This is a genomic window from Zestomonas carbonaria, assembly GCF_904061905.1.
GTDB classification, from domain to species: Bacteria; Pseudomonadota; Gammaproteobacteria; order Pseudomonadales; family Pseudomonadaceae; genus Aquipseudomonas; species Aquipseudomonas carbonaria.
This window is the reverse complement of sequence record NZ_CAJFCI010000024.1, coordinates 31,741-48,143: the sequence shown is the minus strand read 5'-3', so window position 1 is coordinate 48,143 and position 16,403 is coordinate 31,741. Positions and strand designations below refer to the sequence as shown.

General features: G+C 67.3%; 17 protein-coding genes. 10 read left to right on the top strand and 7 right to left on the bottom strand.

What is annotated here, in order from left to right:
* Positions 1-300 precede the first annotated feature (300 nt).
* Positions 301-1,710 (bottom strand): sodium:proton antiporter, encoded by a 1,410-nt coding sequence (locus PSEWESI4_RS04660; protein WP_187670016.1) that lies wholly within the window; start codon positions 1,708-1,710, stop codon positions 301-303.
* Between the two features lie 260 nt (positions 1,711-1,970).
* Here PSEWESI4_RS04660 and oscA point away from each other — a divergent pair, with 260 nt between their 5' ends.
* The 5 genes from oscA to PSEWESI4_RS04635 all read left to right on the top strand — a co-directional run bounded on the left by oscA (position 1,971) and on the right by PSEWESI4_RS04635 (position 6,266).
* A complete protein-coding gene (oscA, locus tag PSEWESI4_RS04655) occupies positions 1,971-2,153 on the top strand; it encodes a sulfur starvation response protein OscA (protein WP_187670015.1) in 183 nt (60 codons plus the stop codon).
* A 165-nt stretch (positions 2,154-2,318) separates the two neighbouring features.
* Positions 2,319-3,317: a sulfate ABC transporter substrate-binding protein gene (locus tag PSEWESI4_RS04650; RefSeq protein ID WP_187670014.1), complete on the top strand. Its 999-nt coding sequence runs from the start codon at positions 2,319-2,321 to the stop codon at positions 3,315-3,317.
* Between the two features lie 251 nt (positions 3,318-3,568).
* A complete protein-coding gene (gene cysT / locus PSEWESI4_RS04645) occupies positions 3,569-4,387 on the top strand; it encodes a sulfate ABC transporter permease subunit CysT (RefSeq protein WP_187670013.1) in 819 nt (272 codons plus the stop codon).
* A gap of 13 nt (positions 4,388-4,400) precedes the next feature.
* On the top strand, positions 4,401-5,273 hold the full coding sequence (gene cysW / locus PSEWESI4_RS04640; RefSeq protein ID WP_187670012.1) for a sulfate ABC transporter permease subunit CysW: 873 nt from the start codon (positions 4,401-4,403) through the stop codon (positions 5,271-5,273).
* Between the two features lie 3 nt (positions 5,274-5,276).
* Positions 5,277-6,266 (top strand): sulfate/molybdate ABC transporter ATP-binding protein, encoded by a 990-nt coding sequence (locus tag PSEWESI4_RS04635; protein WP_187670011.1) that lies wholly within the window; start codon positions 5,277-5,279, stop codon positions 6,264-6,266.
* Between the two features lie 34 nt (positions 6,267-6,300).
* On the opposite strand, the gene PSEWESI4_RS04630 is transcribed toward PSEWESI4_RS04635, so the two are convergent.
* Entirely contained in the window at positions 6,301-6,993 is a 693-nt protein-coding gene (locus tag PSEWESI4_RS04630) for an ArsR/SmtB family transcription factor (protein ID WP_187670010.1), read from the bottom strand.
* Positions 6,994-7,082: 89 nt separating this feature from the next.
* Between PSEWESI4_RS04630 and PSEWESI4_RS04625 the strand changes: the two genes are divergently transcribed.
* Positions 7,083-7,442 carry an antibiotic biosynthesis monooxygenase family protein gene (locus PSEWESI4_RS04625; protein WP_187670009.1) on the top strand — a complete coding sequence of 120 codons (360 nt, stop codon included), beginning with the start codon at positions 7,083-7,085 and terminating at the stop codon, positions 7,440-7,442.
* Positions 7,432-8,187 carry a sulfite exporter TauE/SafE family protein gene (locus tag PSEWESI4_RS04620; RefSeq protein ID WP_235978874.1) on the top strand — a complete coding sequence of 252 codons (756 nt, stop codon included), beginning with the start codon at positions 7,432-7,434 and terminating at the stop codon, positions 8,185-8,187. The genes PSEWESI4_RS04625 and PSEWESI4_RS04620 overlap by 11 nt, the downstream gene beginning before the upstream one ends.
* Before the next feature lie 80 nt (positions 8,188-8,267).
* Here PSEWESI4_RS04620 and PSEWESI4_RS04615 read toward each other — a convergent pair whose 3' ends face one another.
* Complete coding sequence (locus tag PSEWESI4_RS04615; RefSeq protein ID WP_187670008.1) at positions 8,268-8,669, bottom strand: hypothetical protein; 402 nt, start codon at positions 8,667-8,669, stop codon at positions 8,268-8,270.
* 125 nt (positions 8,670-8,794) lie between these two features.
* Between PSEWESI4_RS04615 and PSEWESI4_RS04610 the strand changes: the two genes are divergently transcribed.
* Together PSEWESI4_RS04610 and PSEWESI4_RS04605 are read left to right on the top strand one after the other, a co-directional pair.
* Positions 8,795-9,580, top strand: coding sequence for a helix-turn-helix transcriptional regulator (locus tag PSEWESI4_RS04610; RefSeq protein ID WP_187670007.1), 786 nt, complete (start codon positions 8,795-8,797; stop codon positions 9,578-9,580).
* 124 nt (positions 9,581-9,704) lie between these two features.
* Complete coding sequence (locus PSEWESI4_RS04605; protein WP_187670006.1) at positions 9,705-10,448, top strand: hypothetical protein; 744 nt, start codon at positions 9,705-9,707, stop codon at positions 10,446-10,448.
* A 48-nt stretch (positions 10,449-10,496) separates the two neighbouring features.
* Here the strand turns inward: PSEWESI4_RS04605 and PSEWESI4_RS04600 are convergent, their stop codons facing one another.
* Positions 10,497-11,021 (bottom strand): Mpo1 family 2-hydroxy fatty acid dioxygenase, encoded by a 525-nt coding sequence (locus PSEWESI4_RS04600; RefSeq protein ID WP_187670005.1) that lies wholly within the window; start codon positions 11,019-11,021, stop codon positions 10,497-10,499.
* A gap of 92 nt (positions 11,022-11,113) precedes the next feature.
* On the opposite strand from PSEWESI4_RS04600, the gene PSEWESI4_RS04595 reads away from it, so the two are divergent.
* The gene (locus PSEWESI4_RS04595; protein WP_187670004.1) at positions 11,114-11,800 is read left to right on the top strand and encodes a Crp/Fnr family transcriptional regulator; all 687 of its coding nucleotides are present in this window, start codon (positions 11,114-11,116) and stop codon (positions 11,798-11,800) included.
* A gap of 233 nt (positions 11,801-12,033) precedes the next feature.
* Here the strand turns inward: PSEWESI4_RS04595 and PSEWESI4_RS04590 are convergent, their stop codons facing one another.
* The 3 genes from PSEWESI4_RS04590 to gabD all read right to left on the bottom strand — a co-directional run bounded on the left by PSEWESI4_RS04590 (position 12,034) and on the right by gabD (position 16,344).
* Complete coding sequence (locus PSEWESI4_RS04590) at positions 12,034-13,254, bottom strand: HDOD domain-containing protein (RefSeq protein ID WP_187670003.1); 1,221 nt, start codon at positions 13,252-13,254, stop codon at positions 12,034-12,036.
* A 117-nt stretch (positions 13,255-13,371) separates the two neighbouring features.
* Positions 13,372-14,652 (bottom strand): 4-aminobutyrate--2-oxoglutarate transaminase, encoded by a 1,281-nt coding sequence (gabT, locus tag PSEWESI4_RS04585; protein ID WP_187670002.1) that lies wholly within the window; start codon positions 14,650-14,652, stop codon positions 13,372-13,374.
* A 243-nt stretch (positions 14,653-14,895) separates the two neighbouring features.
* Positions 14,896-16,344 carry an NADP-dependent succinate-semialdehyde dehydrogenase gene (gene gabD / locus PSEWESI4_RS04580; RefSeq protein ID WP_187670001.1) on the bottom strand — a complete coding sequence of 483 codons (1,449 nt, stop codon included), beginning with the start codon at positions 16,342-16,344 and terminating at the stop codon, positions 14,896-14,898.
* Positions 16,345-16,403 lie beyond the last annotated feature (59 nt).

Genomic DNA, 16,403 nt, shown 5'->3' with positions numbered 1-16,403 from the left:
GCTCCTACGTTATGTAATGGCTCCCCGCGTTCGCGGGGACGACGCGTCAGCGAAGCGATACCCATCAACAGCGACAGGCAGAAACCTGTAGGAGCGCGCATGCGCGCGATCGCGGGCATGGCCCGCTCCTACGTTATGTAATGGCTCCCCGCGTTCGCGGGGACGACGCGTCAGCGAAGCGATACCCATCAACAGCGACAGGCAGAAACCTGTAGGAGCGCGCCATGCGCGCGATCGCGGGCATGGCCCGCTCCTACGTTATGTAATGGCTCCCCGCGTTCGCGGGGACCCAGAAAACACCTACAGGAAGAACGCCAGGCTCAACAGCACGAACAGCGGCAGCAGGATCGCGCACGACCAGGCCAGGTAACCGAAGAAGCTCGGCATGGCTACGCCGCGCTGCTCGGCGATGGCCTTGACCATGAAGTTCGGCGCGTTGCCGATGTAGGTCATCGCGCCCATGAACACCGAGCCCATGGAAATCGCCAGCAGGGTGCCGGGCAGTTGTTGCATCAGTACCTGCGCATCACCTGCAGCCAGGTTGAAGAACACCAGGTAGGTCGGCGCGTTGTCCAGGAAGCTCGACAGCGCGCCGGACAGCCAGAAGTACCAGGCATCGATCGGCTGGCCGTCGGCGCCGGAGACCAGCGCCACCAGCGACGCCAGTTGCCCTTCGCTGCCGGCGCGCAGGATGGCGATGGCCGGGGCGATGGTGACGAAGATGCCGGCGAACAGCTTGCCCACTTCGAGGATCGGCCCCCAGTCGAACTCGTTGCCGGCGCGCACCTGCTTCGGGGTGATCGCCAGGGAGACCAGCGCCAGGCCGATCAGCAGCACATCGCGAACCAGGTTCTGCAACTCCACCGGGGTCCCCATGACGTCGAAGCGGATGCCCGGCTTCCACACCCCGGACATCAGCACCGCGCCGACCACGCCGACGACCAGCAGCAGGTTCCACTTGCCGTACAGCCTGAGCGGCGAATCCGGGGTCGGGTCCTTGGCCAGCAGTTCGTCCTCCTTGGCGTAGAAGTAGCGGTCGACCAGGTAGAAGATCGCCAGCAGCGCCGCCGACAGCAGCGCCACCGGCGCGGCCATGTGCTCGACGGTCCACAGGAAGTCGACGCCCTTCAGGAAGCCGAGGAACAGCGGCGGATCGCCCAGCGGGGTCAGGCCGCCGCCGATGTTGGCGACCAGGAAGATGAAGAACACCACCACGTGCACGCGGTGCTTGCGGTTGTCGTTGGCGCGCAGTAGCGGGCGGATCAGCAGCATGGCCGCGCCGGTGGTGCCCATCAGCGAGGCGAGCAGCGTGCCGAGCGCCAGCAGGCCGGTGTTCAGCGCCGGCGAGCCGTGCAGGTTGCCCCATACCAGGATGCCGCCGGAAATGGTGTACAGCGCGAACAGCAGGATGATGAAGGGGATGTACTCGGCGAGCAGCGCATGCACCACCAGGGCGGCGCTGTCGTGCAGGCCGAAACTGACCGCGAAGGGAACCAGGAAGGCCAGCGCCCAGGCCGCGGTGATCTTGCCGAAGTGATGGTGCCAGAGGTGGCTGGCGAGGATCGGCAGCAGGGCAATCGACAGCAGGATGCCGACGAAGGGAGCGGCCCAGGCCAGGCTCAGGCTGGCGCCATCCAGTTCGGCCGCCGAAGCGATGCCGGGCAACAAGCAGCAGAGGGCTGCACACAGGCAGGTGCGAAGCGCTTTCATACGAATCCCCAAACGAATGTCTTTCAGAACCGGCCCGTCGCGATCCCTTCACTGGAATACTGGCTGGCTCCCGTGGTTCGAGGCGCTGCATTAAACAGGAGCGCGCGCGTATTGGCGACACTCGTCGCCCACGCATAAAACCAATTCGAATATTAAAATTCTTAAATAGTATTTTTCAGAATATTCAGTTGCCTTCTACTATCCGCTCCACGCCCAGCGTCCCCTGTGTCGCGGGTACTTCTTCATAGGAGCAGATCGAGATGAGCGCCCCTCTTCGCAGCATCGAAGGCCAAGACGAAGCCGGCATCCTGCGCGAGATCCACAGCGCCCTTCAGGGCCTGCGATTCGGCTCGGTGGAAATCACCGTACACAACGGCCAAGTCGTCCAGATCGAGCGCAAGGAAAAGTTCCGCCTGCAGCAGCCCCACGGCAAGCAGTCCTGACCCGCCCATCCCGACCGGACCGCCGGAGGAACGCCGCATGAACCCCAGTTCACATAAAGACAGCGCGAGCATGCCCGTGCAGTGCCGTCGTTCGCGAATGCGGCCCCAGAAGCCGAAACAATAATCAGCCAACCCCGAGCCAACCGAATTTCCAGGAGCTACACCATGTCCATTCGCCGTTTTGCCCTGGCCGCCCTGGCCAGCAGCCTGATCGCCGGTCCCGCCATCGCCGCGGAGACCCTGCTGAACGTCTCCTACGACCCGACCCGCGAGCTGTACGTTGAGTTCAACAAGGCCTTCAACACGCACTGGCAAGCCCAGGGCAACGAGCCGGTGACCATCCAGCAATCCCACGGCGGGTCGGGCAAGCAGGCCCGCGCGGTGATCGACGGCCTGCGCGCCGACGTGGTGACCCTGGCCCTGGCCGGCGACATCGACGAGCTGTACAAGCTCGGCAAGCTGATCCCCGAGGACTGGCAGAGCCGCCTGCCGGACGCCAGCACTCCCTACACCTCGACCATCGTGTTCCTGGTGCGCAAGGGTAACCCGAAAGGCATCAAGGACTGGGATGACCTGGTCAAGCCGGGCGTCGGCGTCATCACCCCGAACCCGAAGACCTCCGGCGGCGCGCGCTGGAACTTCCTCGCCGCCTGGGCCTACGCCCAGCAGCAGTACGGCAGCGAAGAGAAGGCCCAGGAATTCGTCGAGAAGCTGTACCAGAATGTCCCGGTCCTCGACACCGGCGCCCGTGGCTCGACCATCACCTTCGTCAACAACAAGATCGGCGACGTGTTGCTGGCCTGGGAAAACGAAGCCTTCCTGGCCCTGAAGGAAGAAGGTGGCGACAACCTCGAGATCGTGGCACCTTCGCTGTCCATCCTGGCTGAGCCGCCGGTGACCGTGGTCGACAAGAACGTCGATCGCAAGGGCACCCGCAAGGTCGCCGAGGCCTACCTGAACTACCTGTACAGCGACGAGGGCCAGCGCCTGGCGGCCAAGCACTTCTACCGCCCGCGCAACCAGGAGATCGCCAAGGAGTTCAGCCAGCAGTTCTCCAGCCTCAAGCTGGTGACCATCGACGGCGATTTCGGTGGCTGGAAGACCGCCCAGCCGAAGTTCTTCAACGATGGCGGCGTGTTCGACCAGATCTACAAGGCGAACTGACCGGCGAACGGTTCGCGGGATGGGTCCGAAGCGACACCCATCGATGCCTCGGCCCCACGGCAATGGGTATCGGCGCTACGCTTCCCGACCCACCCCGCGGACGTAGGGGTTAGAATCGCCGCCCCGTGCCGGAACGAGAGAGGGAAGCCGCAGGCTTCCCTTTGTCGCGAGCGGGCCAGGTCGATTCGACCGACCGGAAGACGCGGCCCGGCCGAGTCTCCAAGCGTTCCAACGCAGATAAAGGACAGACGATGTCTCGACGTACCTCCCCCGTCATACCCGGCTTCGGGCTGACGCTGGGCTACACCCTGGTGTATCTCAGCCTGTTGGTGCTGATCCCCCTGGCCGCGATGTTCATCCACGCGGCCCAGCTCACCTGGGAACAGTTCTGGGCCATCATTTCCGCGCCCCGAGTACTCGCCGCGCTCAAGCTTTCCTTCGGCACCGCGCTGGCCGCCGCCCTGCTCAACGGGGTGATCGGCACCCTGCTGGCCTGGGTGCTGGTGCGCTACGTGTTCCCCGGCCGCAAGATCATCGAGGCTATGATCGATCTGCCGTTCGCCCTGCCCACCGCGGTGGCCGGCATCGCCCTCACCGCGCTGTACGCGCCCGCCGGCCTGCTCGGCCAGTGGGCCACCGCGCTCGGTTTCAAGGTCGCCTACACGCCGCTGGGCATCACCCTGGCACTGACCTTCGTGACCCTGCCCTTCGTGGTGCGCACCCTGCAGCCGGTACTGGCCGACATTCCCAAGGAAGTCGAGGAAGCCGCCGCCTGCCTGGGAGCCAAACCGCTGCAGGTGTTCCGCCACGTGCTGCTGCCGGCGCTGTTGCCGGCCTGGCTGACCGGCTTCGCACTGGCCTTCGCGCGCGGGGTCGGCGAGTACGGCTCGGTGATCTTCATCGCCGGCAACATGCCGATGAAGACCGAAATCCTGCCGCTGCTGATCATGGTCAAGCTGGACCAGTACGACTACACCGGGGCCACTGCCATCGGCGTGCTGATGCTGGTGGTGGCGTTCATCCTGCTGCTGCTGATCAACCTGCTGCAGCGCCGCATTTCGACCCCCTGAGGAGGAGCCCGCCATGTCATCCGCAACCCTGACGGCCACCTCCGCCGCCAACGCCGCGCGCCGCGGCAACGCGCTGGGGCGCCGCCTGCTGGTCATCAGCGCCTGGCTGGTGTTCGTGCTGTTCCTGGTGCTGCCGCTCTTCGTGGTGCTCAGCGAAGCGCTGAAGCTCGGCATCGGCACCTTCTTCAGCGCGATCTTCGAGCCGGACGCTATCGCCGCCCTGAAGCTGACGCTGATCGCCGTGGGTATCTCGGTGCCGCTCAACCTGGTGTTCGGCGTCGCCGCCGCCTGGTGCGTGAGCAAGTACGAGTTCCGTGGCAAGAGCGTGCTGGTCACCCTGATCGACCTGCCGTTCTCGGTATCGCCGGTGATCGCCGGCCTGATCTACGTGCTGATGTTCGGTGCCCAGGGCTGGTTCGGTCCCTGGCTGCAGGACCATGACATCCAGATCATCTTCGCCGTGCCCGGCATCGTCCTGGCCACCCTGTTCGTCACCGTGCCCTTCGTGGCCCGCGAGCTGATCCCGCTGATGCAGGAACAGGGCACCCAGGAAGAGGAAGCCGCGCGCCTGCTCGGCGCCAACGGCTGGCAGATGTTCTGGCACGTGACCCTGCCCAACATCAAATGGGGCCTGATCTACGGCGTGGTGCTGTGCACCGCGCGGGCGATGGGCGAGTTCGGCGCGGTATCGGTGGTCTCCGGGCACATCCGGGGCTTCACCAACACCCTGCCGCTGCACGTCGAGATCCTCTACAACGAATACAACCACGTCGCCGCGTTCAGCGTCGCCAGCCTGCTGCTGGCCATGGCGCTGGTCATCCTGCTGCTCAAGCAGTGGAGCGAGTCGCGCATCAACCGCCTACGTCACAGCGACGCGGAGGAATAATTCATGTCGATCGAAATCCGTAACGTCAGCAAGAACTTCAATGCCTTCAAGGCGCTGGACGACATCAACCTGGACATCCAGAGCGGCGAACTGGTCGCCCTGCTCGGCCCGTCCGGTTGCGGCAAGACCACCCTGCTGCGCATCATCGCCGGCCTGGAAACCCCGGACACCGGCAACATCGTGTTCCACGGCGAAGACGTCTCCGGCCGCGACGTGCGCGACCGCAACGTCGGCTTCGTGTTCCAGCACTACGCGCTGTTCCGCCACATGACGGTGTTCGACAACGTCGCCTTCGGCCTGCGCATGAAGCCCAAGGCGATCCGCCCCAACGAAAGCCAGATCAAGCAGAAGGTCCACGACCTGCTCGGCCTGGTGCAGCTCGACTGGCTCGCCGACCGCTACCCGGAACAGCTCTCCGGCGGCCAGCGCCAGCGCATCGCCCTGGCCCGCGCCCTGGCGGTGGAGCCCAAGGTACTGCTGCTCGACGAACCGTTCGGCGCCCTCGACGCCAAGGTCCGCAAGGAACTGCGCCGCTGGCTGGCGCGCCTGCACGACGAGGTGCACCTGACCAGCGTATTCGTGACCCACGACCAGGAAGAAGCGATGGAAGTCGCCGACCGCATCGTAGTGATGAACAAGGGCGTGATCGAGCAGATCGGCGCGCCGGGCGAGGTCTACGAGAACCCGAAGAGCGACTTCGTCTACCACTTCCTCGGCGACGCCAACCGCCTGTTCATCGGCGAGGACCACCACGTGCTGTTCCGACCCCACGAGGTGTCGCTGTCGCGCAGCGCCATCGCCGAGCATTGCCCGGCGGAAGTCCGCGACATCCGCCCGCTCGGCGCGATCACCCGGGTGACGCTCAAGGTCGACGGCCAGGACGAGCTGATCGAGGCCGAAGTGGTCAAGGACCACGACAGCCTGGCCGGCCTGGTGCGTGGCGAGACCCTCTACTTCAAACCCAAGGCCGGCCAGCCGATCGCCCACGGCTGAGGATTGCATCGTAGGGTGGGCCGCCCGGCCCACCCTACGACGCCGCGATCCTGCCGATCTCCCTTCGCCCCTGCGGCGACACGTGCAGCGCCCGCGAGCAGGCGGACGGGCGCAGCCAGCCCGCCTGCTTGCAGGTTTCCAGCAATGCCGCGCCCAAGGCTCCGCCCAGGTGCGGCTTGCGCTCGCTCCAGTCGGGGCAGGCGCAGGCCAGTTGCCGGCGACGCTTGCGCAGGGCCTCGAGATCGATACCCAACGCGCCCAGGGCCGCCGCGCCGGCCTCGCTGAGCTGCACCTGCTTGCCCTGATGAACCAGCCAGCCGGCGGCGGTCATGCGCTCGAACAGACCGACGGCCAGCGCGCCGGCCAGATGGTCGTAGCAGGTGCGCGCCTCGCGCAGGGCCAGCGGCGTGCCGCGCGAAGCCGGGACCACCCGGGTCTTGCGCGGTTGCGCGGCCAGGGCGGCGCTGGCCAGGGCCTCCACCGCCTGGCCGACCTCCGGCCCGGCGAGCTTGTAGTAGCGATTGCGCCCGTGGCTTTCTTGAACCAGCAGGCCGCCTTCGACCAGCTTGGCCAGGTGCGCGCTGGTCGACGACGGCGACAGGCCGGCCAGCAGCGCCAGCTCGCCGGCCGGCCGCGCGCTGCCATCCATCAGCGCCCAGATCATCGACGCGCGCCCCGGGTCGGCGAGCAGGGCGGCCGTCGAACTGATTCCCGGTGTGTATTCCATTGTTCACCTCGCGATGAAACATGGCTGACTGCCGCTGGAGATACTGGACCCGAAATCCCCGACACGCCAGCCCCACGAGGAGAATCGCCATGTTCGCCGTGATCTTCGAAGCCGAGGCCCGCCCCGGCCTCCGGCAGGACTACCTGGACATCGCCGCCGAACTGCATTCGCTGCTCGACGGCCAGCACGGTTTCATTTCCATCGAACGCTTCCAGAGCCTGAAGACGCCGGGCAAGATACTGTCCCTTTCGTTCTGGCAGGACGAAGCGTCCATCACCACCTGGCGCCAGCAGGAAGCGCACCGCCATGCGCAGGCCGCCGGGCGCTCGCAGCTCTTCTCCGACTACCGCCTGCGCATCGCCAGCGTGCTGCGCGACTACGGCCTGCACGACCGCGCACAGGCGCCGGCCGACAGCCACCACCCGCACCGGGAGCCCCATGATGCTTGAAGGATTCGCCGCCAACCTGACGCTGATCCTCGCCGTATTCCTCCTCGCGGGGCTGATCAAGGGCGTGGTCGGCCTCGGCCTGCCGACCATCGCCATGGGCCTGCTCGGCCTGGTGATGCCGCCGATGCAGGCTGCGGCGCTGCTCATCGTCCCCTCGGCGGTGACCAACCTCTGGCAACTCGCCGATGGCCGCAGCCCGCTGCCCATGCTGCGCCGCCTGTGGCCGATGCTGCTGGGGATCGCCGCCGGCACCCTGGGCACGGCGGCGCTGATGCGCGGCACCGAACTGCCGCAGGCCACGCAACTGCTCGGCGCGGCGCTGGTGATCTATGCGGCGCTCGGCCTGGCGGCGGTGCATTTCCACGTGGCGCCGGCCCACGAACCCTGGCTGGCGCCGCTGGTCGGCACGCTGACCGGGGCGATCACCGCGGTCACCGGGGTCTTCGTCATTCCGGCGGTGCCCTACCTGCAAGCCATCGGCCTGGAAAGGGACGATCTGGTGCGCGCCTTGGGGCTGTCGTTCAGCATGTCCACCCTGGCCCTGGCGTTGAGCCTCGGCCAGCATGGCTCGCTGCTGGAGCCGCAGGTGCTGGGGACTTCCGCACTGGCGCTGATCCCGGCACTGCTCGGCATGGCCGGCGGCCAATGGCTGCGGCGGCGGATCAGCCCGGAGCGTTTCCGCCGCTGGTTCTTCATCGGCCTGCTGTTGCTGGGCTCGGACCTGGCGCTGCGCGGCTGGTTCTAAGCACCCTGCGCTCCCGTAGGAGCGCGCCATGCGCGCGATTCGCGGCCATGGGCCGCTCCTACGGAGCAGGCGGTCCCGGATCAAGCCAGCACCGGCTGCGAACGCTTCAGGCCGAACCACTGCAATTCGGCGAACAGCGCCACCGCCACGGCCTGGGCGATCACGAAGGCATAACCGAACAGGTTCGGTGCCAGCCCGCCGGCGACCAGCAGCCAGATGCTGTCGATCACCCACAGCGCGTTGATGCCGATCACCACCCACACCGCCAGGCGCGGCAGGGTCTCGCAGCGGGCCAGCCAGAACAGCCCCAGGGCGAACGGCAGCAGGCTGGCGCCAGCGCCGAGCAACAGCCCGCGCGGCAGTTCGAGGAAGGCGCTCAGCCAGTCGGTGGCGAACAGCATCAGTAGCCCGGTGGCGCCGCTGATCAGGCCATCGGCGAGCAGGACACGGCGAAGCAGCAGGGAAGGTTGCACGGTGGTCATGGCGAATCCTCCAGAATCCGACGCCGGGATTGGCGCCTGGGCCTAGGTTTCGCCGATTCGCGCAGCGCGTCGATTACCCGCCAGGTAATGGCCGTGTTGACCAGGCGGGTCTATCGTCGATAGCCATGAACAGCACAGCCCTCCCGGTCGGCGCCCTGCTCCGCCAGTGGCGCCAGCGCCGCCGCCTCAGCCAGCTCGACCTCGCCTGCGAGGCCGATATCTCCACGCGCCACCTGAGCTTCGTCGAGACCGGCCGCGCGCGGCCCAGCCGCGAGATGCTCCTGCACCTGGCCGAGCGCCTGCAGATCCCCCTGCGCGAGCGCAACCTGCTGCTGATCGCCGGCGGCTACGCCCCGCCCTACGGCGAACGGCCGCTCGACGACCCGGCATTGCAGGCCGCGCGCGACGCCATCGACCAGTTGCTCGCCGCCCACGAGCCCAACCCGGCGCTGGCCATCGACCGCCACTGGCAGTTGCTGGCCGCCAACCGCTGCGTCCCGCCGCTGCTCGCCGACCTGCCGGAAGAACTGCTGCAACCGCCGCTCAACGTGCTGCGCCTCAGCCTGCATCCACAGGGCCTGGCGCCGCGCATCCGCAACCTCGGCCAATGGCGCGCGCACCTGCTGGCGCGCCTGCAACGCGACCTGGAAGTCAGCGCCGACCCTGCCCTGGCGGAGCTGCTCGCCGAGCTGACCGGCTACCCGGCGCCGGCCGAGCCCGCCACACCCGGCGGCGTGCTGGTGCCTCTGCAACTGGATACGCCCTGGGGGCCGCTGAGCCTGATCAGTACCACCACGGTGTTCGGCACGGCGGTGGACGTTACCCTCGCCGAACTGGCGCTGGAAACTTTCTTCCCAGCCGACGACGCCAGCGCCCGGATACTTCGCCAGTTGCACGACCAGTACGCCTGAGCCGGCGCTGGCGCACGGAAAAAATCACACTTTGGAGTAATATCCTGACCGCGCCGGCACTGTAATCTGTGCTCCGGCCCCATTCCCGAACCGCTCAAAACAATAATTCAAGGAGCACCTCGGCATGCGTAACCCAGCAGTACGGCACTCCCTCCTCGCCTGGAGCCTGGTGTTGCTCGCCAGCTTCGCCTCCCTCGCCTCGGCCCAGCCCGGCAATACCCTCGAAGCCCTGCAGGTCCAGGCCTGTCGCGCCACCAGCAGCCTTCTGCTGTACCGTGGCGAAGGCTTCCAGAGCCAGCACCTCGAACGCATGAACAACGACCTCGCGACCCTGGCGGCCACCCTGCAAGGTCCCCAGGTCACCGACGAGATGCGCCAGGCCCACCGCGAACTGGCCGCCGAACTGCGCCGTGGCGCGGCCTTCGGCCAGAACGAGGAAGACGTGCCCTGGGACTATACCCACAGCCTGAGCAAGGCCCTGCGCGACTTCCTGGCCGTCGTCAGCCAGCAGGCGGACAGCGCTCCGCTCGAACAGATCCCGGTGCAGATCGAATACCTGGCGGTGCAGTACCTGTTCCGCGCCTACATCGGCACCTTCGAGATCGCCAGGGAAGACGGCGAACACTATCTCGGCCAGGATGAACGCAAGCTGGTCCCGAGCATCGACAGCGAGTTCAGCCAGTTGAGCGTGCAGAACCCGGCGGAGCTGGACAAGCTCATGACCCGCTGGCAGTACCTGAAGGTTGCCCTCAGCGACCTGAACAGCGGCACCACCGCCATGATCAGCAGCTCGGGCCGGCCCTTCGCGCCGACCATGGTCGACCGGCACACCCGCTCGCTGACCGGGCAGTTGCTGAGTCTCAACTGAGCCTTGCCCGCGCGCGGCGATGGATATCGCCGCGCTCGATGGGGAGCGTCAGATAGCGGCCTTGCGCTCGCGGATGCAGGTCGGTCCGGCGCGCTCTTCCACCTCGCGGCGCACCTCATCGCGCAGGCCGAGCAGGAAGGCCAGTTCGGCGACCACGAACAGCGGCCCGACCACCAGCCCCATCAGGTCGTCGACGAACGCCGGCTTGCGGCCCTCGTAGTAATGGCCGATGAACTGGATCACCCAGCCGACCACGAACAGCCCCACGCCAGCGCCGAGCCACAGCGCCGTGCCCTGCACCGCCAGGACCGCCCCGCCCCACAGGCAGAAGGCAAGCAGCACGGCCATCACCACGCCGAAACGCAGGTCCAGGCGCAGGTAGAACCACGCAGCGGCCAGCGCCACCAGCGCCGCCGGCGACAGCCACAGGCCGCCCAGCTCCAGCCCCGGCCGCGACAGCAGTACGGCGACGGCCAGGACGATCATGGGAATGCCGATGAAATGGCTGGCGATATTGCGTCGATCACGGTGGTACTCCGCGTATTGGCCAAGGTAGTCGGTGAGCGTTTTCATTATGGTTATCCTCGCATCGCAGGCAGATACGACAATAATGCCGCCAGCCCGCCGGCTGCACTGTCGGCTAGGCGACAAACCCCGGGAGAAGCATGACCGACATCCACGCCCACCGCCCGCTGCTGCTCAGCGGCCACTGGTTCAGCCACCTGCCGGCCGACCTGCAGGAGAGCCTGCTGGACGCCGCCGTCCTCCGCCGCCTGGACGCCGGGCAGCGGCTGTTCAGTCGCGGCGACAAGCCCTGCGGGCTGTACGCGGTGCTCGAAGGCGGCATCCGCATCGGCGCGGTCGGCCTGAGCGGCAAGGAAGCACTGCTGACCCTGATCGAACCGCCCTCCTGGTTCGGCGAAATCTCCCTGTTCGACGGCCAGCCCCGCACCCACGACGCCTACGCCGAAGGCCCCTGCCTGCTGCTCAACGTGCCGCAGGCGGCGCTGCTCGGCCTGCTGGAACGCCAGCCGCGCTACTGGCGCGAGTTCGCCCTGCTGATGAGCCAGAAGCTGCGCCTGGCGTTCATCGCCCTGGAAGAGATGAGCCTGCTACCCGCCGCACCCCGCCTGGCGCGGCGCCTGGTGATGATCGCCGAGGGCTACGGCTGGGCCAGCGGCGAGCGGCGGGAAATCCACCTGGCCCAGGAACAACTGGCGCTGATGCTGGCGATCTCCCGGCAGACCACCAACCAGATACTCAAGGAGTTGGAAGCCCAGGGCATCCTGCGCCTGACCTATGGGGGCATCGAGATCGTCGATCTGGAGCGGTTGCGGAAGGTTGGGGGGTAGCCGTTTCCTGTTCGGCATCCTGCGCGCCCGGACCGCCGCTCCCTCTCCCCCGGCCCCTCTCCCATAAATGGGAGAGGAGTGACTTTTCCTGTAGCCCGGATGCAATCCGGGACGCGGAGTTGCCGGCTTCCCCGGGTTTCATCCGGGCTACGATGCTAGCCGCCTACGCGGACGGCTCCCTCTCCCATTCATGGGAGAGGGCTGGGGAGAGGGTGGTGGCCACCCCCATCCACCTACCCTTCGACCAGCTCCCGCACACGCTGCAGGGCTGCGACATCGAGGCGCAGCATCTGCACGGCCTTGTTGTCCAGCAGGTCCTCGACGCCCCGTTCGGCCGGCAGGCGCGCCAGTTGCGCGGCCAGGTGGAGGACCAGCACGTCGCGCGAGTAGACCCCGCCGCCGAGCTGCCAGGTCGCGGCGATCAGCTCGCGCAGCTCCAGCGGCAGCCGCCAGCGGGTACGCAACGCCGAGCCGAAACCGGCGGCATGCCGGCGTAGCGCGTTGTCCACCTGCGCTTCGTCCAGCTCGCCGCCCGCCAGTTGCCAATCCTGCAGGCAGCGCAGCAATGCCAGGTCGCCGAGGCAATGCAGCAGCCCGGCGCTGTAGCAGCGCTCGGCATCGCCCTGGCAGAGCCTCGCCAGCAGCGCGGCGAGTTCGGCGCTGCGTTGCGACAACAGCCAGAACTGCCCGGCGCGCTGCGCCAGCATTTCGTCCTCGAGCGCGGCGCTGCGTTGCAGGGCCAGCCCCAGCACCAGGTTGAGGCTGTGCGCCACGCCCAGCCGGGCGAGGGCCTGGCTCAGGGTCTGACAGGAACGGCCGGCGTGCAGGGCGGCGCTGTTGGCGGCGGCGATCAGGCGGGCGGTGATCTGCGGGTCGCGGGCGAAGTCGTCCTGCAAGGTGGAGAGGTCGAGCTCGGCGGCATTCAGGCGGCGCCCCAGGGCGACGCGCACCTCTTCGAGCAGCGGCGCGCCGACGGAACGTTCCCGCTGCCCCTGCAGGTAGGCGTCCAGCGTGGCGTTCGCCGGCAGCCCGGCGCTTACCTGCACCGGCTCCTGGCCGGGAGCCAGCAACAACTCGCCCAGGCGTTTGCTCAAGGCTTCGAGATTCAGCGGCTTGACCAGATAGGCGCTGGGCGCCAGCGGCAAGGCTTCGCGCACGCTGGCGGCATCGCTGCGCTCGCTCATCAGGATGAACGGCAGCGGCGGCTTGCGCCGGCCGCGACGCAACTCGCGCAACAGGGAAAGACCATCCAGCCCCGGCAGCGCACGGTCGGCGAGCACCAGGTCGGGCAGTTTCGCGCGGCAGGCCGCCAGCGCCGCATGGCCATCGGCGCACAGCTCGAGGCGGGCGTCGCCGCGCACGTTGCGCACCAGGTTGGCAAGCAACTCGCGACTCCACGGGTCGCCTTCGGCAATCACCACCCGCGGCCCTGCGCCAGCTCCCTGCTCGCCCATCGTGAATCCCCGAAAGAAAACCCGGAACATTAGCCGAGGTCCCGGCACTCGACCAGCCCGCCTTTTGTCGTAGACGAAAAAAGACCCGCCGCAGCGGGTCTTTTCCATACGGCTGGATCAGGCCAGTTCGTCGAAGCACTCGGCGACGATGGCGAGGCCCTTTTCCAGTTGCGCGTCCGGGATGGTGACCGGCATCAGGAAGCGGATGACGTTGTAGTAGGTACCGCAGGACAGCAGGATCAGGCCCTTCTCGCGAGCACGGGCAACGATCTTGCCGACCAGCTCGGCGGCCGGCTTGTCATGGTCGCCGCCTTCGAACAGCTCGATGGCGACCATCGAGCCCAGGCCGCGCACGTCGCCGATCACCTTGTGCTTGGCGGCGATGGCGTCGAGGCCGGCCTTGAGCTTCTCGCCGAGCGCCTGCGAACGCTCCAGCAGTTTCTCCTCGTCGAACACCTTCATCACCGCCAGGGCCGCGGCGCAGGCGATCGGGCTACCGGCGTAGGTGCCGCCGAGGCCGCCCGGAGCGATGGCGTCCATGATCTCGGCCTTGCCGCACACCCCGGAGATCGGGAAGCCGCCGCCGACCGACTTGGCGAAGGTGGTCAGGTCCGGGACGATGCCCAGTTGCTCGGTGGCGAAGAAGGTGCCGGTACGGCCGGCGCCGGTCTGCACTTCGTCGGCGATCAGCAGGATGCCGTGCTGGTCGCACAGGGCGCGCAGGCGCTGCATGAAGGCCTTGGAGTTGACGTAGAAGCCGCCTTCGCCCTGCACCGGCTCAATGATGATCGCGGCGATGTCCTGCGGCTGGGCGTCGTTCTTGAAGATGCGCTCGATGCTGGCGATCGATTCGTCCTCGCTGATGCCATGCAGCTCGCAAGGCGCCAGGGCGCGGAAGATGCCGCCGGGCATCAGGCCCATGCCGGCGGAGTACGGCACTACCTTGCCGGTCAGGCCGAGGGTCATCATGGTGCGGCCGTGGTAGGCGCCGGTGAAGGCGATCACGCCGGCGCGGCCGGTGGCGGCGCGGGCGATCTTCACCGCGTTCTCCACCGCCTCGGAGCCGGAGGTGACCAGCAGGGTCTTCTTGGCGAAGCTGCCCGGCACGCGCTTGGCGATTTCCTCGCACAGCTCGATGTACGGCTCGTAGGCCAGCACCTGGAAGCAGGTGTGCGACAGCTTGGTCAGTTGCTCCTGCACCGCGGCGATCACCTTCGGATGCAGGTGGCCGGTGTTGAGCACCGCGATGCCGCCGGCGAAGTCGATGTACTCGCGGCCCTCGACGTCCCACACGGTGGCGTTCTCGGCGCGCTCGGCGACGATCGGGTGGATCTGGCTGACGCCGCGGGCGACGGCGGCGGCACGGCGTTGCAGCAGGGATTCGTTGGTCTTGCTCATGGTGTCCTCATTGGCCGCTCATCGTGCGGCTAGGTCCAAGGAAAACGCCTCCGGGAAGGAGCCGCGCGGCATACGATGATCGACTGCGCAGGCTTGCCGGAGGCCGTGTGTTCAGGGGTACCGCTGGGCCGCCGCGCGCTCTTTCGCGCCTTGCCCCGTCGAATCAATTCGTAGGGTGGGCTTCAGCCCACCGAACAGTATTGAACCTTGTCTGGTGGACCGCACCCGGCCCACCCTCCAGTCTCAGAGACCGAGGCAGAGATACTTGATCTCCAGGTAGTCCTCGATCCCGTACTTGGAACCCTCGCGGCCCAGGCCCGAAGCCTTGATGCCGCCGAACGGCGCCACTTCGTTGGAGATCAGCCCGGTGTTGATGCCGACCATGCCGTATTCCAGCGCCTCGGCCACGCGGAACACGCGGGACAGGTCGCGGGCGTAGAAGTACGAGGCCAGGCCGAACTCGGTGTCGTTGGCCATGGCGATCACTTCGGCCTCGTCCTTGAAGCGGAACAGCGGCGCCAGCGGGCCGAAGGTCTCTTCCTTGGCCACCGCCGCAGTGGCCGGCACGTCGACCAGGATGGTCGGCTCGAAGAAGCTGCCACCCAGGGCGTGCGGCTTGCCGCCGGCAACCACCTTGGCGCCCTTGCTCACCGCGTCGGCGATGTGCTCCTCGACCTTCTTCACCGCCTTGTCGTCGATCAGCGGACCGGTGGTGGTGCCGTCTTCCAGGCCGTTGCCGATCTTCAGCCTGGCCACCGCGGCCTTGAGCTTCTCGACGAAGGCGTCGTAGACGCCGTCCTGCACGTACAGGCGGTTGGCGCACACGCAGGTCTGGCCGTTGTTGCGGTACTTGGAGATCAGCGCGCCTTCCACGGCGGCATCCAGGTCGGCGTCGTCGAAGACGATGAACGGCGCGTTGCCGCCCAGCTCCAGCGACACCTTCTTGATGTCCCTGGCGCACTCGGCCATCAACTGGCGGCCAATCTCGGTGGAGCCGGTGAAGGTCAGCTTGCGCACGATCGGGTTGCCGGTCAGCTCGCTGCCCACTTCGCCGGCGCTGCCGGTGATCACGCTGAACACGCCTTTCGGGATGCCCGCGCGCTCGGCCAGTTCGGCCAGCGCCAGGGCGGAATACGGCGTCTGCGAAGCCGGCTTGAGCACCATGGTGCAGCCGGCGGCCAGCGCCGGGCCGGCCTTGCGGGTGATCATCGCGGCCGGGAAGTTCCACGGGGTGATGGCGGCGGTGACGCCGATCGGCTGCTTGATGACGATGATGCGCTTGTCCGGCTGGTGGCCGGGAATGGTGTCGCCATAGATGCGCTTGCCTTCCTCGGCGAACCACTCGATGAACGAAGCCGCGTAGGCGATCTCGCCCTTGGCCTCGGCCAGCGGCTTGCCCTGCTCCAGGGTCATCAGGCGGCCCAGGTCGTCCTGGTTGGCCATGATCAGCTCGAACCACTTGCGCAGCTTCTGCGCGCGCTCCTTGGCGGTCAGCGCGCGCCAGGCCGGCAGCGCACGGTCGGCGGCCTCGATGGCACGGCGGGTCTCGGCAGCGCCCATCTTCGGCACGGTGCCGAGGATCTCGCCAGTGGCCGGGTTGTTGACCTTGATGGTCTGGCCGCTGTCGGCGTCCTGCCAGGTGCCGTCGATATAGGCTTGCTGGCGGAACAGCGTGGCGTCTTTCAATTGCATGGCAGTCTCCTGAAACCCGACACCCGGAAACGGGTAGATGGTGAATACACGACACCCGG